Annotated in this window: 27 protein-coding genes and 1 tRNA gene; 15 read left to right on the top strand and 13 right to left on the bottom strand. The window is 68.7% G+C overall.

The features are described from left to right. Positions 1 to 169 precede the first annotated feature (169 nt). Positions 170 to 940 carry a hypothetical protein gene (locus V3391_RS05310; RefSeq protein WP_332077361.1) on the top strand — a complete coding sequence of 257 codons (771 nt, stop codon included), beginning with the start codon at positions 170 to 172 and terminating at the stop codon, positions 938 to 940. A gap of 56 nt (positions 941 to 996) precedes the next feature. Here the strand turns inward: V3391_RS05310 and V3391_RS05305 are convergent, their stop codons facing one another. Both V3391_RS05305 and V3391_RS05300 read right to left on the bottom strand, forming a co-directional pair. Next, positions 997 to 1,284 (bottom strand): DUF3247 family protein, encoded by a 288-nt coding sequence (locus V3391_RS05305; RefSeq protein ID WP_332077360.1) that lies wholly within the window; start codon positions 1,282 to 1,284, stop codon positions 997 to 999. Positions 1,285 to 1,388: 104 nt separating this feature from the next. Continuing rightward, a complete protein-coding gene (locus V3391_RS05300) occupies positions 1,389 to 2,129 on the bottom strand; it encodes a Crp/Fnr family transcriptional regulator (RefSeq protein WP_332077359.1) in 741 nt (246 codons plus the stop codon). A 176-nt stretch (positions 2,130 to 2,305) separates the two neighbouring features. On the opposite strand from V3391_RS05300, the gene V3391_RS05295 reads away from it, so the two are divergent. Further along, a complete protein-coding gene (locus tag V3391_RS05295; protein WP_332077358.1) occupies positions 2,306 to 2,506 on the top strand; it encodes a hypothetical protein in 201 nt (66 codons plus the stop codon). A 7-nt stretch (positions 2,507 to 2,513) separates the two neighbouring features. Here the strand turns inward: V3391_RS05295 and V3391_RS05290 are convergent, their stop codons facing one another. Continuing rightward, positions 2,514 to 2,693 (bottom strand): CPXCG motif-containing cysteine-rich protein, encoded by a 180-nt coding sequence (locus V3391_RS05290; RefSeq protein WP_159681730.1) that lies wholly within the window; start codon positions 2,691 to 2,693, stop codon positions 2,514 to 2,516. Positions 2,694 to 2,800: 107 nt separating this feature from the next. Here V3391_RS05290 and V3391_RS05285 point away from each other — a divergent pair, with 107 nt between their 5' ends. The 3 genes from V3391_RS05285 to V3391_RS05275 all read left to right on the top strand — a co-directional run bounded on the left by V3391_RS05285 (position 2,801) and on the right by V3391_RS05275 (position 6,853). Beyond that, positions 2,801 to 5,131: an FdhF/YdeP family oxidoreductase gene (locus V3391_RS05285; RefSeq protein WP_332077357.1), complete on the top strand. Its 2,331-nt coding sequence runs from the start codon at positions 2,801 to 2,803 to the stop codon at positions 5,129 to 5,131. A gap of 107 nt (positions 5,132 to 5,238) precedes the next feature. Then, on the top strand, positions 5,239 to 6,468 hold the full coding sequence (locus V3391_RS05280; RefSeq protein WP_332077356.1) for an MFS transporter: 1,230 nt from the start codon (positions 5,239 to 5,241) through the stop codon (positions 6,466 to 6,468). A 4-nt stretch (positions 6,469 to 6,472) separates the two neighbouring features. After that, entirely contained in the window at positions 6,473 to 6,853 is a 381-nt protein-coding gene (locus V3391_RS05275; RefSeq protein WP_332077355.1) for a VOC family protein, read from the top strand. Positions 6,854 to 6,865: 12 nt separating this feature from the next. Here V3391_RS05275 and V3391_RS05270 read toward each other — a convergent pair whose 3' ends face one another. From V3391_RS05270 to V3391_RS05260, 3 genes are read right to left on the bottom strand one after another with little or no spacing between them, the layout of a single operon-like run. Then, on the bottom strand, positions 6,866 to 7,930 hold the full coding sequence (locus tag V3391_RS05270; RefSeq protein ID WP_332077354.1) for an ATP-grasp domain-containing protein: 1,065 nt from the start codon (positions 7,928 to 7,930) through the stop codon (positions 6,866 to 6,868). After that, a complete protein-coding gene (locus V3391_RS05265) occupies positions 7,927 to 9,141 on the bottom strand; it encodes a peptidase MATCAP family protein (protein WP_332077353.1) in 1,215 nt (404 codons plus the stop codon). The genes V3391_RS05270 and V3391_RS05265 overlap by 4 nt, the downstream gene beginning before the upstream one ends. Continuing rightward, entirely contained in the window at positions 9,138 to 9,986 is an 849-nt protein-coding gene (locus V3391_RS05260) for an N-formylglutamate amidohydrolase (protein WP_332077352.1), read from the bottom strand. Before V3391_RS05260 ends, V3391_RS05265 begins: the two co-directional genes overlap by 4 nt. Positions 9,987 to 10,094: 108 nt before the next feature. Here V3391_RS05260 and V3391_RS05255 point away from each other — a divergent pair, with 108 nt between their 5' ends. Beyond that, the gene (locus V3391_RS05255; RefSeq protein ID WP_332077351.1) at positions 10,095 to 10,649 is read left to right on the top strand and encodes a YaeQ family protein; all 555 of its coding nucleotides are present in this window, start codon (positions 10,095 to 10,097) and stop codon (positions 10,647 to 10,649) included. A 70-nt stretch (positions 10,650 to 10,719) separates the two neighbouring features. Here V3391_RS05255 and V3391_RS05250 read toward each other — a convergent pair whose 3' ends face one another. After that, positions 10,720 to 11,523, bottom strand: coding sequence for a LytR/AlgR family response regulator transcription factor (locus V3391_RS05250; RefSeq protein WP_332077350.1), 804 nt, complete (start codon positions 11,521 to 11,523; stop codon positions 10,720 to 10,722). After that, the gene (locus V3391_RS05245) at positions 11,520 to 12,719 is read right to left on the bottom strand and encodes a sensor histidine kinase (protein ID WP_332077349.1); all 1,200 of its coding nucleotides are present in this window, start codon (positions 12,717 to 12,719) and stop codon (positions 11,520 to 11,522) included. Before V3391_RS05245 ends, V3391_RS05250 begins: the two co-directional genes overlap by 4 nt. A 268-nt stretch (positions 12,720 to 12,987) precedes the next feature. Here V3391_RS05245 and V3391_RS05240 point away from each other — a divergent pair, with 268 nt between their 5' ends. The 4 genes from V3391_RS05240 (at position 12,988) to V3391_RS05225 (ending at position 17,552) form a co-directional block, all read left to right on the top strand. Next, a complete protein-coding gene (locus V3391_RS05240) occupies positions 12,988 to 13,380 on the top strand; it encodes a hypothetical protein (protein WP_332077348.1) in 393 nt (130 codons plus the stop codon). A 160-nt stretch (positions 13,381 to 13,540) separates the two neighbouring features. Beyond that, a complete protein-coding gene (locus V3391_RS05235) occupies positions 13,541 to 15,694 on the top strand; it encodes a S46 family peptidase (RefSeq protein ID WP_332077347.1) in 2,154 nt (717 codons plus the stop codon). Positions 15,695 to 15,779: 85 nt separating this feature from the next. Continuing rightward, positions 15,780 to 16,637 carry a PA4780 family RIO1-like protein kinase gene (locus V3391_RS05230; protein WP_332077346.1) on the top strand — a complete coding sequence of 286 codons (858 nt, stop codon included), beginning with the start codon at positions 15,780 to 15,782 and terminating at the stop codon, positions 16,635 to 16,637. Positions 16,638 to 16,652: 15 nt separating this feature from the next. Continuing rightward, complete coding sequence (locus V3391_RS05225; RefSeq protein ID WP_332077345.1) at positions 16,653 to 17,552, top strand: pseudouridine synthase; 900 nt, start codon at positions 16,653 to 16,655, stop codon at positions 17,550 to 17,552. A gap of 16 nt (positions 17,553 to 17,568) precedes the next feature. Here V3391_RS05225 and V3391_RS05220 read toward each other — a convergent pair whose 3' ends face one another. Then, complete coding sequence (locus V3391_RS05220; protein WP_332077343.1) at positions 17,569 to 18,819, bottom strand: TIGR03862 family flavoprotein; 1,251 nt, start codon at positions 18,817 to 18,819, stop codon at positions 17,569 to 17,571. A gap of 1 nt (position 18,820) precedes the next feature. Beyond that, the gene (locus V3391_RS05215; protein WP_332077342.1) at positions 18,821 to 19,159 is read right to left on the bottom strand and encodes a VOC family protein; all 339 of its coding nucleotides are present in this window, start codon (positions 19,157 to 19,159) and stop codon (positions 18,821 to 18,823) included. Positions 19,160 to 19,273: 114 nt separating this feature from the next. Between V3391_RS05215 and V3391_RS05210 the strand changes: the two genes are divergently transcribed. The 3 genes from V3391_RS05210 to V3391_RS05200 all read left to right on the top strand — a co-directional run bounded on the left by V3391_RS05210 (position 19,274) and on the right by V3391_RS05200 (position 21,076). Beyond that, positions 19,274 to 19,537 carry a DksA/TraR family C4-type zinc finger protein gene (locus V3391_RS05210; protein WP_332077341.1) on the top strand — a complete coding sequence of 88 codons (264 nt, stop codon included), beginning with the start codon at positions 19,274 to 19,276 and terminating at the stop codon, positions 19,535 to 19,537. Positions 19,538 to 19,617: 80 nt separating this feature from the next. Further along, positions 19,618 to 20,661, top strand: a complete 1,044-nt coding sequence (locus V3391_RS05205) for an AI-2E family transporter (RefSeq protein WP_332077340.1) — start codon at positions 19,618 to 19,620, stop codon at positions 20,659 to 20,661. Positions 20,662 to 20,731: 70 nt separating this feature from the next. Continuing rightward, the gene (locus V3391_RS05200) at positions 20,732 to 21,076 is read left to right on the top strand and encodes a RidA family protein (RefSeq protein WP_332077339.1); all 345 of its coding nucleotides are present in this window, start codon (positions 20,732 to 20,734) and stop codon (positions 21,074 to 21,076) included. A 12-nt stretch (positions 21,077 to 21,088) separates the two neighbouring features. On the opposite strand, the gene V3391_RS05195 is transcribed toward V3391_RS05200, so the two are convergent. Continuing rightward, complete coding sequence (locus tag V3391_RS05195; protein WP_425497200.1) at positions 21,089 to 21,697, bottom strand: mechanosensitive ion channel domain-containing protein; 609 nt, start codon at positions 21,695 to 21,697, stop codon at positions 21,089 to 21,091. A gap of 160 nt (positions 21,698 to 21,857) precedes the next feature. On the opposite strand from V3391_RS05195, the gene V3391_RS05190 reads away from it, so the two are divergent. Further along, the gene (locus tag V3391_RS05190) at positions 21,858 to 22,244 is read left to right on the top strand and encodes a DUF6165 family protein (RefSeq protein ID WP_332077338.1); all 387 of its coding nucleotides are present in this window, start codon (positions 21,858 to 21,860) and stop codon (positions 22,242 to 22,244) included. A 73-nt stretch (positions 22,245 to 22,317) separates the two neighbouring features. On the opposite strand, the gene V3391_RS05185 is transcribed toward V3391_RS05190, so the two are convergent. Further along, positions 22,318 to 22,393 (bottom strand) — tRNA-Ala (locus tag V3391_RS05185). 16 nt (positions 22,394 to 22,409) lie between these two features. Continuing rightward, positions 22,410 to 23,537 carry a ribonuclease D gene (gene rnd, locus V3391_RS05180; protein WP_332077337.1) on the bottom strand — a complete coding sequence of 376 codons (1,128 nt, stop codon included), beginning with the start codon at positions 23,535 to 23,537 and terminating at the stop codon, positions 22,410 to 22,412. 109 nt (positions 23,538 to 23,646) lie between these two features. Here rnd and V3391_RS05175 point away from each other — a divergent pair, with 109 nt between their 5' ends. Then, the gene (locus V3391_RS05175; protein WP_332077336.1) at positions 23,647 to 25,470 is read left to right on the top strand and encodes a formylglycine-generating enzyme family protein; all 1,824 of its coding nucleotides are present in this window, start codon (positions 23,647 to 23,649) and stop codon (positions 25,468 to 25,470) included. The last annotated feature ends 13 nt before the right edge of the window (positions 25,471 to 25,483 follow it).

Raw genomic sequence — 25,483 nt, 5'->3', positions numbered from 1 at the left:
TTGAATATGCTGGATATTTTCACCCGGAGTCGACATGTGGGCGTGATGCTGCGCTGCAGCGAAAACCGCAACGCAATCATGCGCTTGCGGCGGATTCCGGACGCGCGTGACCGGACATGAACACGCGACCGGCGATGCTGGCGTCCAGTCCACTCCGAGGCATCCCGACATGCGAATCCACCCGGTCCACCTGCTGCTGCCTGCCGCATTGCTGCTGGCCGCCTGTCAACCCGAAATCGCACCCGGCAGCGCCACTGCACCTGCGACGCCAGCACCGGAGGCGACTGCGCCGGCCGCGAGCAGCGACGACGACGTGGTCGTGTCGACCAACGAACCGTTCTGGCAGGCCACCGTCGAGGGCGACACGGTGGTCCTGCGCGGTGTCGATGCGCCGGAACGCCGCTTCACCGGGGCACGCGTCTCGATGACTGCCGATGGCCGGCGCATCGACGCATCGGATGCGGACGGCTCGGTGGTACTGATCGTGCGCCGCATGCGCTGCGAGGACGACATGTCCGGCGCGCGCTTCCCGATGACGGGCCTGCTGACCATCGATGGGCGCGGCCCGTTCCGCGGCTGCGCGCGGCCCGCATCGATGCCGGTGCCGACACCGCCGGGCGAGCTGGGAGACGACGACGCGTCGACGACGATTCCAGACCGTTTCCTCGGCCGATGGGATGCGGATGCCGACGCCTGCAGGTCCGGCGGCAGTGATATGGCGCTGCGTCTCGAACCGGGCGCGCTGCGCTTCCACGAAAGCATCGCCACGCCGACGTCGGTACTGCCACTCGACAACGACGCAGTGCGCGTGACTGCGGATTACGAAGGCGAAGGCCAGACCTGGACTGCCGAGCGGCTCTTGCGTCTGGACGGGCCCGACACCCTGTTCGTCGGCGACGATGCCGGCGAGGGCGTCAGTCGCGTGCGCTGCGAGGAGTGAGGCAGGGCACTGGCGACGCGCCAACATGCGCGGCGCCATCGCGTGATCGACGCGGCTCAGGCTGTACCGAGCCGCTCGATGTCGCGGACGTCGCCCACCCACACGTAATGCGGCGTCGCCGGCTGCGCGGCATCGTCGAGCCTCAGCCGTGCGTTGTGGCCTTCATCGCCGTCGCCGTTGCGGAAGACCTCCAGCGTCGGCCGGGCAGAGACCGTGCCTTCGACGACGCTGCCGTCGTCCAGCGTGACGCGCACGCGCGCCTCGTCATCGAGCAGCACGATGCGCTGTTCGATCGCATCGAGATCCTCGCGGCTGGTGAAGATGCGGGGTGGGATCCGGCTCATGGACGACTCCTTGTAGGGAAGACATACATGCTCGCGCGGCCCGCGCAACGGGCCGTGATGCCGAGGTGTGACGAGGCCCGCGCCGATGCGCGCGCCCGTGGCGCTCAGCCTTCGAGCGCGGGGCGCAGCAGCCGGTCGTACTCGGTCCGCACCACGCCGTAGCACTCGCAGGAGCGCGCCACGAGACATTCGCGGTCCAGCACCTGGATCACGCCGCGGCTGTAGCGGATGCAGCCGTCTTCCTGCAGACGGCGCGCGGCCTCGGTGATGCCTTCGCGGCGCACGCCCAGCAGATGCGCGATCTGCTCCTGGGTCATCTTGATCTCGACCGAACCCACCCGATCGTTGACCAGCAGCAGCCAGCGCGACAGTTGCTTGTCGACCGTGTGGTGGCGGTTGCAGACGCCGGTCATCGCGGTCTGGGTCACCAAGGCCTGGAAATAGCGCAGCAGGATTTCCTGGAACGCACCCCCGCGCTGGAACTCGCGGATCGCGAACTCGCCGCGCAGGGCCAAAGCTTCGCCGCCGACCTTGACCACGGCGCGCGTGGGGACGCTGCGGGCGCCGGTCAGCAGACCGATACCGACCACGCCTTCGTTACCGACCATCGCGAACTCGCTGGTATCGCCACTCTCCAGCGCATACATCAACGACACGATGCCTTCGCGCGGGAAGTAGATCGTCGTCTGGGCCACATTGGCTTCGTGCAGCACCTTGCCGGCCGGCATGTCGACCAGCTGGACCTCGTCGCCGACGCGGTCGCACACGTCGTCGGGCAGGTCCTGCAGCAGTCCATTGAGCGGCGCCCAGGGCGCTTTCTTCTTCATGCGCAGCGAAAGGTCCATCGGATGAACGAGTATGGATTTTCCCGTCTGAATGCGGTGTCGTATGTACGGCAACGCGCATACAGCTGACTGAACTACGTGCGTTAGCGCACAGACCCTGACTGCGCCCTGTTCACATGCTGCCGACACGGTGCGGCCGAGCTGGCCGCGTCTCACCCTCCAACAAGGATGCCGACGTGAACGCTGAAGACGTCGAGTTGTGCCGGGTGTACGGACAGATGTCCCGGGAATATCTGGGCGAGCGCTCGTGGGACGAGTGCGAGTCCCAGTTGCGCGAAGGCTGGCTACGGCTGCGTCGCAACCCTGATGTGAGCTGGGAGGATGCGGCGCCCCTGGTGCAGACGTTCTGGGAGCTCACGCCGGTCAGCCCGGCCTGACGGTGTCTCAGTCCTCGCGTCCGGCGTCGAGGCGGATGCCGTCGTCGTCCACGGCGAGATGCATTTCAATGGGTCGGCAGCAAACCGGACAGTCCTCGACGTAATCCGCATCGCCGACGCTGGCGTCGACCAGTGTCTCGAAACGTTCTCCGCACCAGGGGCAGCGCAATTTGGCGACATCCTGCATGGGCTCACCTTGCGCCCGTGGACGTTGAAACGTCGTGAGGCCGACATTCACGTCGCGGGGAGATGTAGTCGGCGACGGTAAGGCATGAGTCGAAGCCGGAGTCCGTCATGAGCGAGTCGCATCCCACGTTCAAGCCCTACGAGGCGCCCGCGGGCGGATGGGGTTCGGTGCGATCGCTGCTGCGTTACGGCACCGGCGACGGTGCGCAGACGATCGAGGGTGCGCGACAGCTGCAACGCCAGAACAAGATCGACGGCTTCGCCTGCGTGAGCTGTTCCTGGGCCAAGCCGGCCGAGCCGCACACCGCCGAATTCTGCGAGAACGGCGCCAAGGCCACGATGTGGGAGCTGGACACCCGCCGCGCCGATGCCGCCTTCTTCGCGCAACACACCGTGACCGAACTGCTGACCTGGGCCGATCACGATCTCGAAGCGGCGGGCCGGCTGGTCGAGCCGATGCGCTACGACGCGGCCAGTGATCACTACGTGCCGGTGTCCTGGGACGAGGCCTTCGCGATCGCCGGCGGCGTGATGCGCGGCATGGCGCCCGAGCGCGCCGTGTTCTACGCCTCGGGACGCGCCTCGCTCGAAACGTCCTACATGTACGGCCTGCTGGCGCGGCTGTACGGCAACAACAATCTCCCAGACAGCTCCAACATGTGCCACGAGAGCACGTCTGTGGGCCTGCCGCGCAGCATCGGCGTGCCGGTCGGCACCGTGCTGCTGGAAGATTTCGAACACACCGACTGCATCATCTCCTTCGGCCAGAACGTCGGCGTCAACAGTCCGCGCATGCTGCATCCGCTGCAGGAGGCCGCGCGCCGTGGCGCAGAGATCATCACCTTCAATCCCTTGTACGAACGCGGCTGGGAGCGCTTCACCAATCCACAGGAACCGCTGGCGATGGCCACCGGCGCGTCGACGCGGATCAGCAATGCCTACTTCCCGGTGCGTGCGGGCGGCGACATCGCGCTGATGCAGGGACTGGCACGCGCGTTGCTCGATCTCGACGACGCCGCGCAGGCGCAAGGCCGCCCGCGCGTGCTCGATGTCGGCTTCATCGAGACCCACACCAATGGTTTCGAAGCCTTCGAAGCCTGGCTGCGGGCCGCGGACTGGACCGACATCGAACGCGAGAGTGGACTGTCACGCGCCGACATCGAGGGCGTCGCGGGTGTCTACGCGCAGGCGGAGTCGTCGATCCTGATCTACGGCATGGGCCTGACCCAGCACCGCCACGGCGTCGACAACGTGCGCATGGTCTGCAATCTCGCGCTGATGCGCGGCAACGTCGGCCGTCCGGGCGCGGGCATCTGCCCGGTGCGCGGGCATTCAAACGTGCAAGGGCAGCGCACCGTCGGCATTTCCGAAAAGCCCGAGCTCGTGCCGCTCGACAGAATCGTCGCGCAGTACGGCTTCGAGCCGCCGCGCGAGAAGGGGCTCGATACGGTCGGCACGGTCGAAGGCATCCTCGATGGCAGTGTCGAAGCCTTCATCGGGCTGGGTGGCAATTTTTCCCGCGCCGCACCCGATACCGGTCGTCTGGAGCCGGCGTGGCAGGGACTTACGCTAAGCCTGCAGGTGGCCACGCATCTCAACCGCAACCATTTGTTGTGCGGGCGCGAGACGCTGTTGCTGCCGTGCCTGGGCCGAATCGAGGAAGACGTGCAGGACGGCGTGGCGCAAAAAGTCAGCATCGAAGACAGCACGACCTGCATCCACGCCTCGTTCGGCAACAGCCCGCCGGCGGGTCCGATGTTGCGCTCCGAGCCTGCGATCGTCGCCGCGCTCGCGCAGGCGATCCTGTCGCCCGAACGCGCCGCCTGTGTACCGTGGCAGGACTGGGTCAAGGATTACGCAAGTGTGCGCGATGCGATCGAGGAGACGTATCCCGAGCAGTTCCGCGATTTCAATGCACGCCTGTACACGCCAGGCGGTTTTCCGCGTCCGGTCGCGGCGCGCGAGCGGCGCTGGTCGACCGAGAGCGGTAAGGCCGAGTTCCACGTGCCCGACGTGATCTGTGCGACCGGCTTCGCCGACAAGGTGGGGCGTTATCGCCTGTTGACCGTGCGCAGCAACGACCAGTTCAACACCACGGTCTACGGCTATCACGACCGCTTCCGCGGCATCGACGGCACGCGCCGCGTGGTGCTGATGCACGCCGACGACATCGCCGAGCTGGGTCTGGACGACGGCGAACAGATCACGCTCGCAGCGGACTTCGATGACGATTCCGAAGTCCGCGAAGTCGGCGGCTTGCGCGCGATCCCCTATCGCATTCCCCGCGGCTGCATTGCGGCCTACTACCCGGAATGCAATCCGCTCATTCCGGTCTCGCACCATGCGATCGACAGCCACGTGCCTGCCGCCAAATCCGTGCCGGTGCGTGTGGTGCGCGGCGGCAATGCGCCGGTGCCGGCGGGGCCTGCGCCGGGTTGAAGCCTGCGCGGTCAGGCTGCCGCGCGACACATCGATCCATGCCCATCGCTGGCCTGCGTGACCCCGCAGGCCGATACTGACCGCCCACGTCGCTGCACCTGTCCCCGATGTCCGCCACTTCGCCGGCGCCTCTGCGCCCCGGCCGTATCCGCCTTGCGTTGTTCCTCGCCGGCTTCGCCACGTTCTCGCTGCTCTACGGCGTGCAGCCGCTGCTGCCCGAATTCGCGCGCGAGTTCGACGTGGGGCCGGCGGCGAGTTCGCTGCCACTGTCGCTGGCGACTCTCGGGCTGGCGCTGTCGATCTTCTGCGCCGGCGCCGTATCGGAAAATCTCGGCAGACGTGGCCTGATGTTCGTGTCGATGGCGGTCGCCGCGATGCTGACGATGCTCGCCGCGATGCTGTCGCACTGGCCGAGCCTCGTACTCGTGCGCGCACTCGCAGGCATTGCGCTCGGCGGTGTGCCCGCGGTGGCGATGGTCTATCTTGCCGAGGAATTCCCCGCCCAGCGGCTGGGGTCGGCGGTCGGGCTCTACGTCGCCGGCAACGCCTTCGGCGGGATGATGGGGCGGCTGTCGGTGAGCTTCCTGACCGACTGGTTCGACTGGCGGACCGCGCTCGCGCTGCTGGGCGGCTTCGATCTGCTGGTCGCGATCGCCTTCGTCTGGCTGCTGCCGAAATCGCGACACTTCGTGCGCCAGCGCGGGATCAATCTGCGCTTCCATCTGCGCGCCTGGGGCGGGCATCTGCGCGATCCGCTGCTGCCGTGGCTGTTCGCGATCCCGTTCCTGGTGATGGGCGTGTTCGTCAGCGTCTACAACTATCTCGGCTTCCGGCTCGGCGCGGCGCCGTTCGCTCTGGGGCAGGCCGAGATCGGCTGGATCTTCAGCGCCTACGTGTTCGGCATCGTCAGTTCGACCGTCGCCGGTGGTCTGTCGGATCGCTTCGGTCGCGGCCCGGTCGTCGTCGCCGGTGTCGTGGTGGCCGCGGCCGGCGTGCTGCTGACGCTGGCGCCGACGCTATGGATGATCGTGCCGGGTCTGGTGCTGCTGACGATCGGCTTCTTCATCGCGCATGCCGCGGCGAGCGCGTGGGTGGGCCGGCTCGGCCGCACGCATCGCAGCCATGCGGCCTCGCTGTATCTGCTTTCGTACTACATGGGCTCGAGCCTGATCGGCGCGACCAGCGGCTGGCTGTGGGCCCACGGCGGCTGGCCGGTGCTGGCCGGCGGTGCGCTCGTGTTGCTGGCGTTCGCCTTCGTCGCGGCTCGACATCTCCAGCGCCACGCGCCGGACACGCCGTCACCGGCGCATCCGTCCATCGCATCGACCGGAGACTGATGCCATGCGCATCAACGCACTCGACCATCTGGTGTTGACCGTCGCCGACATCGACGCGACCTGCAGGTTCTACAACCGTGTCTTCGGCATGCAGGTCGTGAGCTTCGGCGCGGGCAGACGGGCGCTCGCGTTCGGAGCGCAGAAGATCAACCTGCACCAGGCCGGCCACGAATTCGAACCGAAGGCACTGCGCGCCACGCCCGGATCGGCGGACCTGTGCCTGCTGACCGCGACGCCGCTGGACCGGGTGCAGGCCGAACTGCATGCGGCGGGCGTCCACATCGAAGACGGGCCGGTGCCCCGCACGGGGGCGACCGGCCCGATCCTGTCCGTCTACGTGCGCGATCCGGACGGCAACCTCATCGAGATCGCCAACCGGATCTGACGCCCGCGTGGCTCAGAGCATCGCCAGTTCGACGTTGCTGAGCGTCCTGCCGTAATGCTTGCGCAGGCGCAGCTTGCGCTCCAGGTCTTCGAGGATGCGGCCCGAGAAATCGAGACCGGTCAGTTCCTCGAGCATGTTGATGCCGCCGGGGGTGTCGACGTTCACTTCCATCAGCTTGTCGCCGACGATGTCGAGGCCGACGAAGTACATGCCGTCGCGGATCAGTTTCGGCGCGACCAGTTCGGCCAGACGCAAGGCATCGGCGTCGGGCTTGGCCATCTCGTACTTGCCGCCGGCGCTGATGTTGCTGCGCGCATCGCCGCTGTCGTTGTAGCGACGGATGCAGGCGTAGGTGCCGTCGACTTCGAGCGGACGGCCGTTGAGCATCAGCAGACGCAGGTCGCCGTCCTTCGCCTTGGGCAGGTATTCCTGGGCGATCGCGTAGCCGTCGCGCAGCACCGCGTCGATCATCTGGTTGAGATTGCCGGCGCTTTCCGGGGTGACCACGAACACGCTCTGGCCACCGGAGCCCTGCAGCGGCTTGATGACGCCGTAGCCGTCGCGCGCTTCGATGAAGGCCTTGATCTCGTCGATGTCGCAGCTGATGCAGGTGACGGGGCGGACTTCTTCGGGGAAATGCTGGAAGTAGGTCTTGTTCGAGGCGTCGGTCAGGTGCGTCGGGTCGTTGACCACCAGTGCCCGCTTCAGCGCGCTGAGCTGCGCGAACAGCAGGCCGCTGCCGGGCGCCCAGGGGCGCTCGACCATCTCGTCGGCGGGATCGCTGCGCAGCATCAGCACGTCGAGATCGTCGACGGAAATGCGTTCGGTCGGACACTCGTCCGACTGCAGGTCGGCGAGCAGGGCCGCATCGTCGGCGTAATCCTGTCCGCAGGGCATGTGCGCGCAGGCGCGCACAGTGCCGTCGGCGTCGTAGGTGAAGTCGGCGAGACCGATCAGCGCGATCTCATGGCCGCGCGACAGGGCGCGGCGGGCTAGACGGATCGTGGTGTAGTTGTCCTGCTCGGTGTCGACATCGTTGACGACAAAGCCGAAACGCAGGGGGTGTCCGTCTGTCATGCAGCATGCTCCGGGGTGCGGTGTGTGTGGAAGAGGCGCTCGACCGGCGTGCGCCGGCAGGCGTCGAGGCGGCTGCGGAAATCCTCGTGGGTGGTGTAGCGGGGCAGCAGGACCGGCGGCACGATCCAGCCGTCGTCGACCAGCGCGTCCAGCAGTTCCAGCTGCGGCAATGCGAACTTGCCGAGGAACAGGGCGTCGAAATCGCCGCCGGCTTCCAGGTATGCGAGCAGATCGCGCAAACCGCGCAGATAGACCGCGTCCTTGGTCAACCCACCACCGCGTCGCGCGCGCACGGCGACATCGAACGCGTCGTCGGTCGGCATGTCGTGGGTTTCGTGCAGGCAGGCGAAAATCGCCGGCAATTGTTCGCCGCGTGCGGCCATCGAGGTCGCGACCACGCGTGCAGCGAGGATGCGCAGACGCTCGCCGGGCAGGTAGCCGGCAAGAAACTCGCCGAGTACGCCGAGGCCTTCCTGCATCGGGTCGTAGTGCGCCAGACCGACTTCGAGTTGGCGCAAGGCCTGCTGCCGGCCGTTGTGGCGGGTGACGACGTGCGTGCCGATCTCGTGCTGGATCAGCGGCTGCACGCGTGCCCGCGGCAGGCGGATGTTGCCGTCGATGTAGAACGTGCCGTGCGAGACCATCAGCATCGAGCTGATGTCGGTATCCACGACGACGTCGATGTGGAAGTCCGGCGCCTGCGTGCGGTACCAGGCGATCTCGGCGTCGACCTGGCTGCGCACCTCGTCGATGCCGCAGTCGGCAGACAGCGGTTCACCGCTGCCCACGCTCGCCAAGATGCGCTCGGCAAGCACCAGCAGTTCCGGCTCCACCGCGCCGAACAGCGCGACGCTGGCATCGACGAAACCGGCCTGGTCGCGCTGTTCGACCAGATCGATCATGCGGCCCAGTTCGCCCTGCTTCTCGGCCAGCAGTGCCTGCAGCGCCGGCGATTCGATCTCGCTGACGGGCAGGGCATCGAGTGCCCGGCGCGTTTCGACCAGATCGGTGTCGAGATCGACGTATCGCAGCGTCGGTTCGAGCGTGCGGCCCGAGGTTTCGAAGGCGTTCCACAAACCCACGCCGTCGAGCGGCGACAGGGCCAGCAGCCAGTCGAGCCGTGCATCAAGCGCGGCGAGCGCTTCGTCGACGTGCGCGGCCACCGGCGGCAACGGTCGTGCGACCGGCCGCCGGGCAACACCCACGCTCACTTGAGGAACTCCGGACGCACCGCGTCGACCGCATGCGACAGGCCATCGCGCAGCGCGTACAGCGCGGGGACGTCCGCCTGGCCGCTCCATTCGTCCATGAAGATCTTCTTGTACTCGGGCGAGATCGTGCAGACGCGATCGCCCCAGTTCTCGAAGACCCATTCGGGAAAGTGGCCGCCGGTCGGGAAGCGCACATTGCAGCGCACGTCCGGCAAAGCGCCGCGCACGGGATGCCGGCGCAGCACATTGGCGAAGCGCTTCGCAGTCTCGCCCCAACGCTCGGGATCGAGTGTGGTGATGCCGAGTTCGATGTCGGGATTGGCATCCTGCGACGCGGGCGCGGCGTCGGGTCCATCGCGGCGGTGGTTGTAGCTGTGAATGTCGATCAGCAGCGCGCTGCCCCAACGGGCGACCGTGCGGTCGATCAGCTCACCGATCGTGTCGTAGAAGCGGTCGTGCAGTGCCAGCGACGTCTCACGTTCCGCGTCGTCGAGCGGTGTGGTCCAGACATCCAGGCCCCAGCAGGCCTCGGGACCGGTGTAGACGGCTTCGGCCCGCGGGCGGTTGAGATCGACCTCGAAGCGCGACTGGCGCACCCGCAGTCGGGTGTCGCCGACCTGGGTCAGCAGGCTGGTGAGCGGGTCTTCCTCGCGCCAGCGCGCATCGTCGTCGAGCTTGACGCGTGCGCGCAGCGACGGGCGAAGCGTATGCCCGTCGTGGATCGCGGTCGCGATGACCGGACCGTCGGCGACGGCCAGATCCCAGGCGTCGACTCGCTCGAGCAGCGCGGGCGGCGTGGTGTCGGAAAACAGGGGGGCAGGGGCGGAACGGCGTGTATCAGGCATGTCGCGCATGCTCTCAGCCGGGGAATGATGTGCCCGTGACCACATCCGCGCCCAGCCTTGACGCCTGTTTAACCTACAATCGCGCCTCTCTCGCGCAGACCCGTCCTCATGGCGCCCAAGGCCACCGTCTACAAAGCCGAACTCCAGGTCACCGACATGGACCGGCATTACTACGCCTCGCACGACCTCGTGCTGGCGCAGCACCCGTCGGAGACCGAAGCGCGTCTGATGGTGCGGCTGATCACCTTCGCGCTGTTCGCCGACGAACGCCTCGAATTCGGCCGCGGCCTCAGCAACGAGGAAGAGCCGGATCTGTGGCGCCGCGACTACACCGGCGACATCGAGCAGTGGATCGATCTCGGCCAGCCGGACGAGAGCCGCATCCGCAAGGCCAGCGGACGCTCGCGCCAGGTCGTGGTGGTGAACTACAGCGGCAACGCCGCGCAGATCTGGTGGGAGCGGATCGCGAATTCGCTCACGCGCCTGAAGAACCTCACCGTGGTCGATCTCGACCCGGCGAAGATCGAAGAGGCGGTCGGTCTGCTGCAGCGGAGCATGCGTCTGACCGCGATGATCCAGGACGGCGAACTGCAGCTGATGAGCGAGTCGCAGACCGTCACGATGACGCCGGTCTGGCGGGTGCGTCCGGCGGACGAGCGGTAGACGAAATCGCGGTGTCGCGGGACCGGCACGGGCCTCCCGGAACGCGCCCGCAGTCGCTCGCCGCTGGCGCTTATCCGGCCGTGTCCGGCGCCTGGCTACCGGGACGCTGCGTCGTCACCAGACGCAGGAAGGTGTCGTTCTGATAGCGGCTCATGCGCAGCTGCTGGCCGTTGTCCATCGTGACCACGTGGTGGCCGTTGAACCAGGGGTCGATGGTCTTGATGCGCTGGATGTTGATGATCGCCGAGCGATGCACACGCGCGAAGCGACGCGGATCCAGACGGGCCTGCAGCGCGGTCATGGTTTCGCGGAGCTCGTGCACGCGGCCGGGCACGTGGATCTGCACGCTGTTGCGGTTGGATCGGATCCAGATGATGTCGTCGACATCGACGAAGACCACGCGGTCGTCCTCTCGCACCGGAATGCGCGCGAGGTAGTCGTCGCGCTGCCGGAGGGCATCGAGCGCCTGCATGATCCGCACGGCCGTGTCGGCGCTGGTGTCCTGCGGTGCCGCCAATCGGGTCTTGACCCGGCGCAGCGCATCGGCGAACCGTTCGCGGGCGAAAGGCTTGACCAGATAGTCGACGGCGTTGGCATCGAAGGCGCGCACCGCGAATTGTTCGTAGGCGGTCACGAAGACGGTCGCCGGCATGCGCGCCGCGCCGATCGTCGCGACCACGTCGAGTCCGGTGATGCCGGGCATCTGGATGTCGAGAAACACCAGGTCCGGCGAACCGTGACGGATCGCCTCCACCGCGGAGACGCCGTCACCGCACTCGCCGATCACCTCGATCTGCGGGTCGTCGCGCAGCAGGCGCACGATGGCCAGGCGGGCGATCGGCTCATCGTCGACGACCAGTGCGGTGATCCTCATGCGCGCGGTAGTTCCGGGGCGTCGTCGTCATCGAGCGGGTCGGCATGCGTGCCGTCGGCGAAAGAGGCGGCCGTCTCCTCTGCCTCGAACCTGCGGAAGGGCAACTGGATGCGGCAGGCGACGCCCTGTGGCCAGGTGATATCCAGGCGCACCTGCGCGGCATCGCCGTACAGTTCCTGCAATCGGAGGCGGGTGTTAGACAGGCCGATGCCGTGGCTGGGTACCCCGGTGGCATCGCGGCCCATGCCGCCATTGCCGCCAACGGCACCCGGGTCTTCGAGCGTGCTGTTGCGGTTGCGCACGTCCAGGTAGAGCGTGCCGCCCTCGCGCCGGCTCTCGATCTCGATGCAGTCCGCGCCCACGCGCTTGCCGATGCCGTGGTGGATCGCGTTCTCGACGATCGGCTGCAGGATCAGGCTGGGCACCGCGCAGTCGAGCGTGTCCGGCGCGATGTAGATGCGCGTGGTCAGGCGGTCCTTGAAGCGCGTGCGCTGGATGCCGAGATACAGATCCAGCAGCACGAGTTCCTGGCGCAGGCTGATTTCCTGGCCATCGTAATCTTCCAGGAATGCGCGCAGCAGTTCGCTCAGGCGCAGCAGCATGTCCTCGGCGGACACCTTGTCTTCGTCGAGCAGGGTCACGATGGCGTGCAATGTGTTGAACAGGAAGTGCGGCTGCAGCTGCGACTTGAGCGCCAGCAGGCGCGATTGCGCGAGGTCGGTGGCCAGCCGGCTGGCCTCCAGTTCGCGTCGCGCCTTCTCGGCGTGGAAATGGATGGCCTGCTGGACCGCGAACAGCAGCCAGTAGGTCAGCAGTCCGATGGCGAAGTGCTGCTCGATGAAGTACCGCAGCTGCTCGTCGAAGCCGCTGGGCTCGAACAGCGTCGAAACCATCGCGCCGATCATCATCGCGAGCCAAGTCATGCCCAGGCTGATCAGCAGCTGGGTGCGCAGTCCGTAGAAGCGCAGCGTGGCGCGTACCGGGTAGCGCTCGGCCAGCCGAAACACGATGGGCGCAAGGGCCGCCCAGGTGTACCAGACGATCAACGACCAGCGGAGCACGTCCCACAGCGGCCAGCGGGTGTTCGGCGAGCCGCCGTTGAGTCTGTTCTGCAGGGCGAACAGCACCGCGATCGCCGTCCACAGCGCGAGGTAGTGGAACAGGCCGATTTCGTGGCTGCCCAGGCGAATCTTCATGCTGCTCCGGTGTCGATGTCGCTTGTGCGGTCGTGGCGTACGGGTCGTGCGGTCGGCGTGGTACCGCGCGTCGCCTGCAGGGGACGTCCGCATCCTAGGTGCATTCGCGGGGGGCCGGAAGCGATGGCGGCGTCGCACTACGATTGGCACGTCCGGTACGACGATTCGTCCCGAATCGCTGTCCGGCGCCACCACGACGCGGCCTGATGCCGGTGCCGGAGCGTGGATCGTCTGCCTCCGGTCCCATTCCTGCACCGGAGCCACCGCCATGTCCATCGCGCACACCCTCGCCCTGGTCGCGTTGCTCGCGACCGTGTCCCATGCCTCCGATGCGCGTGCCGGAGACGCCGGGATGCGCTACTTCGATCTGATCAACGTCAGTCACGACAGCGTCGTCTCGGCCTCGGCGGCGCCCGCCGGCGACACCGCGTTCGTACCGATCGCAATCGCGCCACTGCGGGGCGGCTTCAATGTGGCGACCGTGGAAATTTCCGGTGCGCATTGCGTCCAGGATTTCCGGATCGGCTTCCGCGACGGCCGCACGCTGCTCTACAGCGACATCGATGTCTGTCGCCACCGGGGCCTGTACCTGCGGGCGAGCGATGGCCGGCGCGATGGTCCCGGCGCGACCCGGGTGGCGGCGGCGCCGCACGCCGATTGAGCGAAGCCCTGTGTCCGGAGGGAAGGGGCCCGGGCGGGTCGCATCGGCATCGACCGCACGCGGGCACACCGATCCGCCGCTGCTCCATGACCTCCGACCGTTGCCCCGGCCGCGACCGCTGGCTAAGGTCGCGGCTCGCCAGTTTCTATCGGATCCCCGTATGCCGCTCCGCCGTCCTGCCACCGCCGCGCTTGCCGCCGGCCTCGCGCTGTCCGCCGTGACCGCACATGCCGATGAAGGCATGTGGATGCCGACCCAGCTGCCGGACATCGCCAAGCCGATGCGCGAGGCGGGGTTCCGCGGGCGCGCCGACGCGCTGGCCGACGTCACCGCGCCGCCGCTCAGCGCCGTGGTCAAGGTCGGCGGTGGCACCGGCGCCTTCGTCTCCGATGACGGCCTGCTGCTGACCAACCACCACGTCGCCTACGGCGTGATCCAGTACAACAGCAGCGCCGAACGCAACATCATCGACGGCGGCTTCATCGCCGAAGGCCGCGGAGACGAGCGGCCTTCGAATCCCGACTTCCGCGTGCTGGTGACGGTCGGCTTCGACAAGGTCACCGATGAAGTGCTGGCCGAGGCGCGTGGCAAGACCGGTCGCGCGTACTTCGATGCGGTGGACGCCGCCGGCAAGCGCATCGTCGCCGCGTGCGAGGCGTCGGGCGAGGTGCGCTGCAGCGTCGCCAACATGTATTACGGCACCGATTTCTATCGTATCCGCCAGCTGGAGCTGCGCGACGTGCGTCTGGTCTATGCGCCACCGCGTGCGATCGGCAACTACGGCGACGAGATCGACAATTTCATGTGGCCGCGCCACACCGGCGATTTCACCCTGCTGCGCGCCTATGTGGGCCGCGACGGCAAGCCGGCCGACTACAGCGCCGACAACGTGCCCTACGCGCCGCCGGCGCATCTGCAGATCGCCCGCGGCGGCCTGCACGCGGGCGATTACGCGATGCTCGCCGGCTATCCCGGCACGACGTTCCGGCATCGCACCGCGGCCGAGTTCGATGCCCAGGTCGCGCGCGTGCTGCCGCAGCGCGTGGCGGTGTTCGATGCGCTGATCGACGCCGTCGAGACCGCCGCCGCCGATGACGCCGACATCCGCACGCGCTACGCCTCGCAGCTGCAGTCGCTGAAGAACAACCGCAAGCGCGCGGCGGGCGAGCTCGAGGGCCTGCTGCGCAGCGACGCGGTGCGCCTGCGCGGCGAGGACGAGGCCGCGATGCTGGCTGCGACCACCGGCGAGGACGCGAGCGACATCGCGGCCTTGCAGGCGATCCTCGGCGAAGCCGATGCCGCAGGCGCGCGCGACCAGTTGCTGACCCTCGTCGCCAGCCAGACCCAGCTGCTGCGCTCGGCGTTGCTGCTCGAACGCCTGCGCATCGAATCGGCGAAGGCCGACGATGCCGCGCGTGAGACCGGCTACCAGCAGCGCGACCACGCGCTGATCGAGGGCGTGCTGCGCCAGGCCCAGCGTCGCTACGCGCCGTCGGCGGAGAAGGCCGTGCTCGGCGTGCTGGTCGGCCGCTACCAGCAGTTGCCCGATGCGCAGCGTCTGCCGGCCTTCGACGCCGCGTTCGGCCGCACGCCCGAATCGCTGAAGACGGCGCTGGACACGGTCTACGCGCGCACGACGCTGGGCGAAGAAGCGCAGCGCCTGTCGCGTTTCGCCGATGCCCGCGCCGGCCGTCCGCTGGCCGACGATCCGCTGCTCGCGCTGGCCGCGCAGCTGGTCGCCGCGCAGCTCGATGCCGAGGACGCGCGCAAGACCCGCGAAGGCGAACAGCTGCGGCTGCGCCCGGCTTACATGCGTGCGCTGTTCGCCTGGCGCGCGCAGCAGGGCCGCGCGGTGTATCCGGATGCCAACGGCACGCTGCGCGTGAGCTACGGCCAGGTCGAAGCGCTGGCGCCGCGCGATGCGGTGGCGTTCTCGCCGGTGACCACCGTCGCCGGCATCGTCGAAAAGAACACCGGCCAGGTGCCATTCGACGCGCCGCAGCCGCTGATCGACGCGATCGCCAAGGGCGACTTCGAAGGCACCGCCGAAGCCTCGCTCGGCACCCAGCCGGTGAATTTCCTGACCAACCTCGACACCACCGGCGGCAACTCGGGCTCGCCGGTGCTCAATGCGCGTGGCGAACTGGTCGGCCTGAACTTCGACAGCAACTGGGAGTCCGTCAGCGCGAGCTGGTGGTTCGATCCGCGCTACAAGCGCGCGATCCACGTCGACATGCGCTACATGCGCTGGCTGATGGCCAAGGTGTATCCGGCGCCGGCGCTGCTCGAGGAGATGGGGTTGCCCGCACGTTGAGGCGTCGCGCCGGTCGGGTGCCGTTCGGGCGCGCGGCCGGCGCAGGCCGCACAATGTCGGGCCACACCCGGAGCCCCACGGCACCATGAAGATCCCGCAGGGACTGCAGCCACTGATCGAGGACGGCATCATCGACGCCGTGCTGCGCCCGCTCAAGAGCGGCAAGGAGGCATCGGTCTACGTCGTCCAGGTCGGCGACGAGGTGCGCTGCGCGAAGGTCTACAAGGACATGGCGCAGCGCAGTTTCCAGGCGCGCGTGCAGTACCAGGAAGGCCGCAAGGTCCGCGGCAGCCGCGAGCAGCGTGCGATGGGCAAGGCGACCAAGTTCGGCCGCCGCGAGCAGGAAGCCGCGTGGAAGACCACCGAGGTCGATGCGCTCTACGCCCTGGCCGAGGCCGGCGTGCGCGTGCCGCAGCCCTACGGTTTCTTCCACGGCGTGCTGCTGATGGATCTGGTCACCGACGCCGACGGCTTCAGCGCGCCGCGCCTGGCCGAGGTGGACCTCGAACCCGACCAGGCCCGCGAATGGCATCTGATGCTGGTGCGCGACATCGTGCGGATGCTGGTGCTGGGCATGGTCCACGGCGATCTGTCCGAGTACAACGTGCTGGCCACGCCCGACGGCCCGGTGCTGATCGATTTCCCGCAGGTCGTCAGCGCGGCCGGCAACAACGCCGCGCGCGACATGCTGCTGCGCGACGTGCACAACATCCGCGACACGCTCGCGCGCTTCGCGCCGGAGCTTGCCGACACGCATTACGGCGAGGAGATGTGGGCGCTGTACGAGGCGGGTGACCTGAAGGCCGATACGCCGCTGACCGGCACGTTCGTGTTCGACACGCGCAAGGCCGACACCGGCGCGATCCTGTGGTCCATCGAGGATGCGCGCCAGGAAGCGGTGATCCGCCAGCAGGGCCGCGAAGAGGCCGATGAAACCGACTGATCTGCGTTCGCGCGCATGAGCCGCCCGCGGTTTCCGCCGCGGGGCGGCGTGCCGGCGAGCCGGCTGCAACTGCCGCCGGGTCCGTGGCCCACCGTCCTCGATGCGCTGGTCGCGCACTTTTCGCAGATCGATCCGTCGATCTGGCGCGACCGCATCGCGCGGGGCAGGGTGCTCGATGCGCAGGGCGATCCGGTCACGGCGCAGACGCCGTATCGCCTCGGCGCCGAGATCGGCTACTACCGCGAAGTCGTCGACGAACCGGTGATCGATGCGGCCGAACGCATCCTGCATGTCGACGCGCACATCGTGGTCGCCGACAAGCCGCATGGCCTGCCGGTCGCGCCGACCGGCGCCTTCGTCACCCAGACCCTGCTGACGCGACTGGTCGCGACGCTCGGCAACTCCGATCTCGTGCCGTTGCACCGGATCGATCGCGGCACCGCGGGGCTGGTGCTGTTCTCGGCCGATCCCACGAGTCGCGCCGCATATCAGGCGCTGTTCCGCGAATCGCGCATCACCAAGACCTACGAGGCGCTGGCGCCGTCGTTGCCCGGACTCGTCTTCCCGATGACGCGCCACAGCCGCATCGAACGCGGCGAGCCGTTCTTCCGCATGGCCGAGGTCGACGACATGCCGAACAGCGAGACGCACATCGACGTGCGCGAACGCGGCACCAGGACGTGGCGCTACGCCCTGTCGCCGGTCAGCGGACGCAAGCACCAGTTGCGCGTGCACATGGCCGCACTCGGCGCGCCGATCCTGCACGACCCCTGGTATCCGACGCTGCAGGATGAGGGTGACGGCGCGCGGCCGCCGTTGCAGTTGCTGGCCCGCGCACTTGCGTTCGACGATCCGCTCGACGGGTGCCCGCGACGTTTCGAATCGAAATTCCGGCTTTCGGAGTCGCTGGACTGAAGCCGCGTTGCGCCTGTCAGGCGGCCGGCACCCGGCGCTGCAGCCACGCCCGCACGCCATCCACCGCGACGGCTGCACTCGCATAGCAGGCCGTCAGCAGATACCCGCCGGTCGGCGCTTCCCAGTCCAGCATCTCGCCGGCGACGAACACGCCGGGCAGAGCCTCGAGCATCAAGGCATCGCCGGTCGCCTCCAGACGCACGCCACCCGCGCTGCTGATCGCCTCGGCGATCGGTCGCGGCGCCTGCAGTCGCAGCGGCAGGCGCTTGATCGCCGCAGCCGTCTTCGCCGGATCGTCCAGCGCGGCGCGGTCGAGCAGCTCGAACAGCAATCCCGTCTTCGCGGCATCGAGACCCGTCGCGCGACGCAGATGTTCGCCGACGCTGCGGCGGCCGCGCGGGCGCGCCAGATCGGACTGCAGGCGCGCGAGGTCACGCCCGGGCGCCAGATCCAGTTCCAGCAGCGCGCTGCCATCGCGGGCGATGGTGTCGCGCAAGGGGCCGGAAATCGCGTAGATCGCGCTGCCTTCGATGCCGGTCGTCGTCAGCACACATTCGCCCTGCAGCGCATGCGGCGTGCCGTCGAGTCCGGTCCAATGCAGCACGACCGGTTTCAGCGGTGCGCCGGCGTGACGTTCGGCGAGATGCGCGCTCCAGCCGATGTCGAAGCCGCAGTTCGCCGGCACCAGCGGCGCCACGTCGACGCCGCGCGCCGAGAGCACCGGCTGCCAGCGGCCATCGGAGCCGAGCTCCGGCCAGCTGGCACCGCCCATCGCGAGCAGCGTGGCATCGGCCGTGTGCGTCACGTTGCCCGCCGGTGTCTCGAACACCAGCGCGCCGGCATCGTCCCAGCCGGTCCAGCGATGCTGCACGTGGAAGCGCACGTCGTCTTCCCGCAGCTGCCGCACCCAGCCGCGCAGCAGCGGCGCGGCCTTGAGATCTTCGGGAAACACGCGCCCGGAACTGCCGACGAAGGTCGGGACGCCGCGCGCCGCGGCCCAGTCGCGCAGGGCCTGTGCATCGAAACGATCCAGCCAGCCGCCCACCGCCGCATCGCGCGCGCCGTAACGCGCATCGAACGCAGGGCGCGGTTCGGAATGGGTGAGGTTCAAGCCGCCCTTGCCGGCGATCAGGAACTTGCGGCCGACCGAACCCTTGGCTTCGAACAGATCGACATCCAGTCCCGCCGCGCGCGCGCGTTCGGCGGCGAACAGGCCGGCCGGCCCGCCACCGACGATGGCGAGCCGCGGGATACGCGCATCTGGCATCTCAGGCGCCTTGCTGGAACGCCAGGATGTAGCCGTTGCAGTCGACGATGCCGAACTCGCGGGCGCCGTAGGGCATGTCCTGCAGCGTCCACGCGAGCTGCGCGCGGCCCTGGGCCTGGGCGAAGGCGGCATCAATGTCGGCAACGGTGAAGTACAGCGTGCCGGTCAGCGTGGGCGCGCGGTGCCACAGATCGGCAGCGGTGAAGACGATGCGTGCGCCGTGGCCGGTGACGGTCAGGGTGTCGCCGGTCGAAGGCGCCAGCGAGAAACCGGGCAGGGCGGTGTAGAACGCGCGGGTGCGTTCGAGATCGGTGCAACGCAGCAGCAGGGTCAGGGCCATGTCGTTCTCCAGCGGAATCGCCGCCATTATGACCGGGGCCGCCCCTCATCCCGGGTCAACGCCGTGCCTGCTAGCGTCCACACTTCGTCAACACGCGACATGCAGGAGGCTGTCATGGCCACGGGCTGGGCAGGCGATGGCGCGGTGCAGGACCAGATCGACGCCACCGTGAAAGATGCGATCGAGCGTGCCCGCAGCCAGCTGCGCAGCGGGCCGGGCCTGACGCACTGCGAAGAATGCGACGCGCCGATCCCAGAAGCGCGACGTCGCGCCGTGCCCGGCGTGCGCCTGTGCGTCGAGTGCCAGGCCGCGCACGACGATGACGACGCGCACAGCGGCTACAATCGCCGCGGCAGCAAGGACAGCCAGCTGCGCTGAGAGCTGCACCGGATTTGCACGCGCGATATGGGACAAGAGGCGCCGCGTCGTGACGCGGCCCCTTTCTCATCGGATCGACCATGCCCGCGTCGCAGGATCTCGCGTACTTCACCCGTCAAGTTCTGATCGTCCTCGCACTGCTCGCGGTGCTGGTGCTGTGCTGGGCGCTCACGCCGGTCTTCATGCTGGTGTTCGGCGCGATCGTCGTGGCCGCGCTGCTGCTGTCGCTGTCGGGCCTGCTCCGGCGCTTCGTGCCGATGCCGCACGGCGTCGCGCTGGCGATCGTGCTGGTGGTACTGATCGGCGGGCTGGGGCTGCTGCTGTGGATGTTCGGCGCGCAGGCCACGCGCGAACTCGCCACGCTGACCGAGACGCTCCCGTCGGCGTACGCGCAGTTCCAGCAGTGGCTCGGCGAAACTAGCGTCGGCAGTCTGGTGCAGGAACAGCTCGACGCCATCCGCGACAACATGGGCCGCATCGCCAGCGGCGCCGGCGCGATCGCGATGACGGTCTCCAGCGGCACGATCGACATGTTCCTCGTGCTGGTCGGCGCGATCTACATCGCCGCGCAGCCGGAGATGTACCGCAACGGCCTGCTGCATCTGGTGCCGCCGTCGGCGAAGAAGGCCGCGGCCGATGCGCTCGATTCCAGCGGCCGTGCGCTTCGCCTGTGGCTGGGCGGCCAGCTGGTCGCGATGCTCGTCGTCGGCATCATGACCGGCATCGGTCTGTGGCTGCTGGGCGTGCCGGCGGCGTTCGCGCTCGCGCTGATCGCGTTCCTGCTCGACTTCGTGCCGATTATCGGGCCGATCGTCGCCGCCATTCCCGGCATCCTGCTGGCCTTCACGGTCAGCCCACAGGTCGGCTTCGCGACGATCGCGCTGTACGTGGTGCTGCAGCAGATCGAGAGCAACGTGCTGCAGCCGCTGATCCAGCAACGCGCCGTCGAACTGCCGCCCGCACTGCTGCTGTTCTCGCTGGTGATCTTCGGCAGCCTGCAGGGCGCCGCCGGTCTGCTGCTGGCCGCGCCGCTGACCGTGGTCGTCTACGTGCTGGTCAAGCGGCTTTACGTGCGCGAAGTGCTGGGCGGCGACACCGCGGTGCCGGGCGAGCGCGAAGGCTGACGGCGCGCATCGGCTTGTCGTCGACGCGTGCGCCGTCCAGCATGGGTGGCCCACTTCACAAGGCAGTCCCATGAAGCGCATCGACGCCGGCCCACGCATGTCCGAGGCCACGATCCACAACGACACCGTCTACTGCGCCGGGCAGGTACCCGAGACGAAAGGCGCCGACATCGGCACGCAGACGCGCGAAGTGCTCGAGGCCATCGATGCGCTGCTCGCGCAGGCCGGCAGCGACAAGACGCGGATCCTGCAGGCGCAGGTGGTGCTGGCCGACATCGCGGATTTCGCCGGCATGAACGCCGAATGGGACCGCTGGGTCGTGCCCGGCCAGGGACCGGCGCGCGCGACGATCGAAGGCAGGCTCGCCGATCCGGGCTGGCGCATCGAGATCATCGTGACCGCGGCGCTCGGCTGACGGGTCCCGCGTTCAGACGTCCAGTGGATCGCCTGCGGCCGTGCCGCCACGCGCCGCAGGCAGCGCGCCGCCACGCCAGCGGCGCAGCGCACGCTGGAAGAACAGGCTGTTGGGAATCTGCAGGCTGGTGCCGGCGCCATCGCCGTCATCGGTCTCGCGCAGCGTGGTGTAGACCAGATTGATGTCGACCACCTGGCCGCGCAGGCCGGGCTTCTCGCCGTTCTCCAGCAGCTCGACGTGGTCGTAGAGACGAAACGGACGCGTGGTGAGGATCAGCATCGTGCAGAAGATGTTCGACAGCACGCTCCACGCGGCGAAGAACGCGACCGCCGCCACGGCTGCAAAGCCGGTGAACGCCGTCCACAGCACCGTGCCTGACACGCCCATGCGCTCGAGGATCAGCAGCAACGCGGCCGCATAGATCAGGAACGAAGTGACGCGGCGCCCGCCGACGACGGCCTCGACCGGCAACGTGTAACGGTGTCCGATGCGTTCGATGATCCGGCGCACCAGCAGCCGCAGGAGCCAGGCGACGATCAGGATCAGCAGGATCTGGCCGATCGGCAGGACGATGTCGAGCCAGTCGTGCAGCCACACGGGCAGGCGGTCCTTGAAACGCACGGCAGCTCCACACACACGGCGCCGATCGCGCCGGCGCACAGTTTACGCCGCGATGCAGCACGCCCCGTAACGCAGGCGCGTTCGAATGCGCATTGCGCGAAGCGTCTTCAGCGCCGCGTTACCATGTCCGGCCCCACCTGCGCGAACAAGAGGACCTCCCGTGAGCACGATTCTGGCCCCGGTGTCGATCGGCGAACTCGCCGACAAGATCACCATCCTCGAGATCAAGGCCGAGCGCATCGGCGACGCGCAGAAGCTGGCCAACGTCCGCACCGAACTCGACGGCCTGCTGCCGCTGTGGGCGCCGCTCGCGGACAGGCAGCCGGAGATGGCCGAACTCAAGACCGCATTGCGCGAGGCCAACACGCGCATGTGGGACGTGCAGGACGCGCTGCGCGCGAAGGAAGCCGCGCAGGATTTCGGCGACGAATTCGTCGAACTCGCCCGCGCGGTCGCACGGCACAACGGCGCCCGGGTCGAGGTCAAGAACACGATCAACCGGCTCGCCGGTTCGCGCTTCGTCGAAGAGAAGCAGTACCGCGCCTGATCGCGCGGGATATTCCGGACGCCGGAAAGCAGAAAAGCCAGGACCTGGGTCCTGGCTTTCCGGCGGTATCGAGTGGTGGAGCCAAGGAGGATCGAACTCCTGACCTCGTCGATGCGAACGACGCGCTCTCCCAGCTGAGCTATGGCCCCACATGATGCGTGGCGATTATACGGTCCCCGCTGCGGGCTCGCCAGCCCTGTCGAGCAACGGCGCCAGCGACGGTTCCAGCTGGCCGCGGCGCCAGCCCGAGAGCGCGCCAGGCCAGTCCGCACCTTCGACCAGCGCTTCGAGCCATTTGCGCGAGGCGAGCACGCCGTCGGGCAGGCCGATCTCCGCGCTGCGCGCGGCCACCGCCTGCTGCAGGCGCTTGAGCTGCTTGCGATCGGGTTCCTCGCCGCGCGAGAGCGGCATCTCCGTCTCGTCCGGCAGCTCGGTGGTCAACGCCTGCCAGATCACATGGGTCAGCTTGCGCGGCGCCTTGGGGTGCGTATCCAGCCGCTGCTGCAGCGCGGCCATGTCCGCAGGCGGATCGCGGGCGAGCAAGGTGGCCAGTTCGTTGTCGAGAATCCAGCTGCGCGGGCGGTCGGTGGTGCGTGCGTAGGTCTCGCGCCAGCGCAGCAGGCGGGCGAGACGGCGCTGTGCGTCCGCGTCGAGGAACAGGCCCGCGCGGCCGCCGAGCTGCGGCCAGCGATCGCCTTCCATGTTGCCGGCGGTCGCGACGAGGCGTGCGCAGTCCTCGACCAGCCAGTCCGCGCGGCCGAGCGCGTCGAGCTTGCCGGCGAGCACGTCGTGCAGCGCGAACAGATGCGCGACGTCGTCCACCGCATATTCGAGCTGGGTCGCCGACAGCGGACGCCGCAGCCAGTCCGAACGCGTCTCGCCCTTGGCCAGCGCGATGCCCAGCGTGTCCTGCACCAGGCGCTGATAGCCCATGCCCGTACCCGTGCCCGAAAGCGCCGCGGCGATCTGGGTATCGAACAGCGGCGCCGGCACCGCGCCGCAGGCGTGGCCGAAGGCGACGAGGTCCTCGCTGGCGCTGTGCATGATCTTGAGGATCGAGGGATCGGCGAGCAGCGGACGCAGCGCTTCGGCGATGCCCGGCGCCAGCGGATCGACCAGCAGCACTTCGATGCCGTCGGCGCCTTCGAACGCGATCTGCACCAGCGCGAGCTGGGGCCAGAACGTGCGTTCGCGGATGAATTCGGTATCCAGACCGATGCGGGTCGGGGCGTCGGGCAGGCGGGCCCGCAGGATCGCCGGATCGTCGATCCAGGCAGCGTTGGGAGATGACATGCGCGAAAGCCTAGCGGTGCGGGCCGGTGGCGGCAATCGCGGGCGTGCTCGCATCGCCGCCACGGCCGCGATGGCTTAATCTGGCGCGATGCGGTCCAGGGAGCCCCGTTTGCGCAGTTTCTTCGTCGTCGGCCTGTTGGGCGCACTCGTGCTGGCGGGCTGCAAAGGCGATGCCGACACCGATGTCGCGCCCGGCGACGGCAGCGTGACCATCACCGGCGACGACGCGGCGGTGCCGCAACTCAACTGGACGCCGCCACCGGTGGTCATCGCCGAAGACGGCGACGCCGAGGCGCTGGACCAGGCACGCGCCGCGATGGCGGCCGACGATCTGTATGCGACGCCGACCTCGGCGATCCCGCTGTATCTCGCGCTGGCGCAGCGGCCCGACAGCGCACGCGTCGCGCGCACCGGCCTGCAACGTGCGCAGGCACGGCTGCTCGCGCTCGGCACGCAGGCGCTGGTGGAGGCCGACGAACTCGACTCGATCGCCGGCATGCGCGCCGCGCACGATTTCGCCGCGGTCGCGCGATATCTCGCGGCCGGCGACGAGGCGGTGGTGCGCTATCTCGAACGCGTCGACGATAGCGACCGGCTGTGGGAACTCAACCGGTCGGCCGAACGGGCGTTGCAGGCCGGCGAACTGGGCGAGGCGGGCGGCGGCGCGCTGGCGCTGTTCCGCGAAGCCGCGGCGCTGCGCCCCGGGCAAGCGCGTGCGCTGCAGGGCATGGCCGCGGTGGAGAGCGCGATGATCCGCCGCGCGGAACTGGCGGCCGACGAAGCGAACTACAGCGGCGCCTCGCGCTGGCTCGCGCATGCCACGACGATCCGGCCCGGCTTTCCGACCGTCGGCGATGCCGAGCAACGCCTGGAGCGGATGCGCGCCGCGCACATCCGCCGGCTGCGCGACGAAGGCGTCGACGCGCTGCCGAACATCAACGGCGTGGCGGTCGCACGCGAGCGGCTGGCCCAGATCATCGGCATCGCCGAGCCGGGCGACCCGGTGGTCAACGATCTGCGCGAACGCATCGACCGCACCGTGCACTACGGCGATTTCCGCCCGGGACAGGTCTTCACCGATGCCCTGGAAGGCGGCGCGCGCGGGCCGCAGGTCGTGGTGCTGCCGCACGGCGGTTTCATGATGGGTGCGCTGCCCGGCGACCGTGACGCCGAAGACAACGAATCGCCGCGGCACCCGGTGCGGTTCGAACGCGGCTTCGCGATGGGCGTGCGCGAAGTGTCGGTGGGCGAGTTCCGCCGCTTCGTCGATGCCACGGGCTACCAGTCGCGCGCGGTGCGACGCGGCTTCTCGCTGGCCTACGACGAGCGCACCGGCAATTTCCTGCGTCGCAGCAACGTCGACTGGCGCTCCGATTACGTCGGACGTCCGGCCGGCGACACGATGCCGGTGCTGCACGTCAGCGCCAAGGACGCGCAGGCCTACGTCGACTGGCTGTCGACGCAGAGCGGCCGCCGCTACCGGCTGCCGAGCGAGGCCGAATTCGAGTACGCGTATCGCAACGGCACCGCCGAGCGCTATCCCTGGGGCGAGGGCACGCCGCCGGATGGCGCCGGCAACATGACCGGCGCGCTGGACCGTTCGCCGGGCGGCCGCGCCTGGGGCAACGCATTTCCCGAGTACGGCGACGGCTACTGGGGCCCGGCGCCGGTCGGCAGCTTCGAACCCAACACCTGGGGCGTGCACGATCTCGCCGGCAACGTCAGCGAATGGATGGCCGACTGCTGGCACGCGACCTACCGGCGCGCACCCGGCGACGGCTCGGCCTGGGTCAATCCCGGCTGCCGCGACCAGGTGATCCGCGGCGGCTCCTGGGCGAGCTCGCCGGCGCAGACCCGGACCAGCTGGCGGGCACTCGCGCAGGTTGACACGACTAATGCGAGACTCGGCTTCCGCGTGGTACGCGAACTTTGACGTTGAGCCGGGC

The sequence above is a fragment of the Luteimonas flava genome (assembly GCF_036584485.1).
GTDB classification, from domain to species: domain Bacteria; phylum Pseudomonadota; class Gammaproteobacteria; order Xanthomonadales; family Xanthomonadaceae; genus Luteimonas; species Luteimonas flava.
This window is presented reverse-complemented; position numbering and strand designations above follow the sequence as displayed.

Excerpts from the sequence above, each read along its gene's own strand:
- V3391_RS05310 (WP_332077361.1), top strand. The coding sequence starts at position 170 with ATGCGAATCCACCCGGTCCACCTGCTGCTGCCTGCCGCATTGCTGCTG.
- V3391_RS05305 (WP_332077360.1), bottom strand. The coding sequence starts at position 1,284 with ATGAGCCGGATCCCACCCCGCATCTTCACCAGCCGCGAGGATCTCGAT.
- V3391_RS05300 (WP_332077359.1), bottom strand. The coding sequence starts at position 2,129 with ATGGACCTTTCGCTGCGCATGAAGAAGAAAGCGCCCTGGGCGCCGCTC.
- V3391_RS05290 (WP_159681730.1), bottom strand. The coding sequence starts at position 2,693 with ATGCAGGATGTCGCCAAATTGCGCTGCCCCTGGTGCGGAGAACGTTTC.
- V3391_RS05285 (WP_332077357.1), top strand. The coding sequence starts at position 2,801 with ATGAGCGAGTCGCATCCCACGTTCAAGCCCTACGAGGCGCCCGCGGGC.
- V3391_RS05280 (WP_332077356.1), top strand. The coding sequence starts at position 5,239 with ATGTCCGCCACTTCGCCGGCGCCTCTGCGCCCCGGCCGTATCCGCCTT.
- V3391_RS05275 (WP_332077355.1), top strand. The coding sequence starts at position 6,473 with ATGCGCATCAACGCACTCGACCATCTGGTGTTGACCGTCGCCGACATC.
- V3391_RS05270 (WP_332077354.1), bottom strand. The coding sequence starts at position 7,930 with ATGACAGACGGACACCCCCTGCGTTTCGGCTTTGTCGTCAACGATGTC.
- V3391_RS05260 (WP_332077352.1), bottom strand. The coding sequence starts at position 9,986 with ATGCCTGATACACGCCGTTCCGCCCCTGCCCCCCTGTTTTCCGACACC.
- V3391_RS05255 (WP_332077351.1), top strand. The coding sequence starts at position 10,095 with ATGGCGCCCAAGGCCACCGTCTACAAAGCCGAACTCCAGGTCACCGAC.
- V3391_RS05250 (WP_332077350.1), bottom strand. The coding sequence starts at position 11,523 with ATGAGGATCACCGCACTGGTCGTCGACGATGAGCCGATCGCCCGCCTG.
- V3391_RS05245 (WP_332077349.1), bottom strand. The coding sequence starts at position 12,719 with ATGAAGATTCGCCTGGGCAGCCACGAAATCGGCCTGTTCCACTACCTC.
- V3391_RS05240 (WP_332077348.1), top strand. The coding sequence starts at position 12,988 with ATGTCCATCGCGCACACCCTCGCCCTGGTCGCGTTGCTCGCGACCGTG.
- V3391_RS05235 (WP_332077347.1), top strand. The coding sequence starts at position 13,541 with ATGCCGCTCCGCCGTCCTGCCACCGCCGCGCTTGCCGCCGGCCTCGCG.
- V3391_RS05230 (WP_332077346.1), top strand. The coding sequence starts at position 15,780 with ATGAAGATCCCGCAGGGACTGCAGCCACTGATCGAGGACGGCATCATC.
- V3391_RS05225 (WP_332077345.1), top strand. The coding sequence starts at position 16,653 with ATGAGCCGCCCGCGGTTTCCGCCGCGGGGCGGCGTGCCGGCGAGCCGG.
- V3391_RS05220 (WP_332077343.1), bottom strand. The coding sequence starts at position 18,819 with ATGCCAGATGCGCGTATCCCGCGGCTCGCCATCGTCGGTGGCGGGCCG.
- V3391_RS05215 (WP_332077342.1), bottom strand. The coding sequence starts at position 19,159 with ATGGCCCTGACCCTGCTGCTGCGTTGCACCGATCTCGAACGCACCCGC.
- V3391_RS05210 (WP_332077341.1), top strand. The coding sequence starts at position 19,274 with ATGGCCACGGGCTGGGCAGGCGATGGCGCGGTGCAGGACCAGATCGAC.
- V3391_RS05205 (WP_332077340.1), top strand. The coding sequence starts at position 19,618 with ATGCCCGCGTCGCAGGATCTCGCGTACTTCACCCGTCAAGTTCTGATC.
- V3391_RS05200 (WP_332077339.1), top strand. The coding sequence starts at position 20,732 with ATGAAGCGCATCGACGCCGGCCCACGCATGTCCGAGGCCACGATCCAC.
- rnd (WP_332077337.1), bottom strand. The coding sequence starts at position 23,537 with ATGTCATCTCCCAACGCTGCCTGGATCGACGATCCGGCGATCCTGCGG.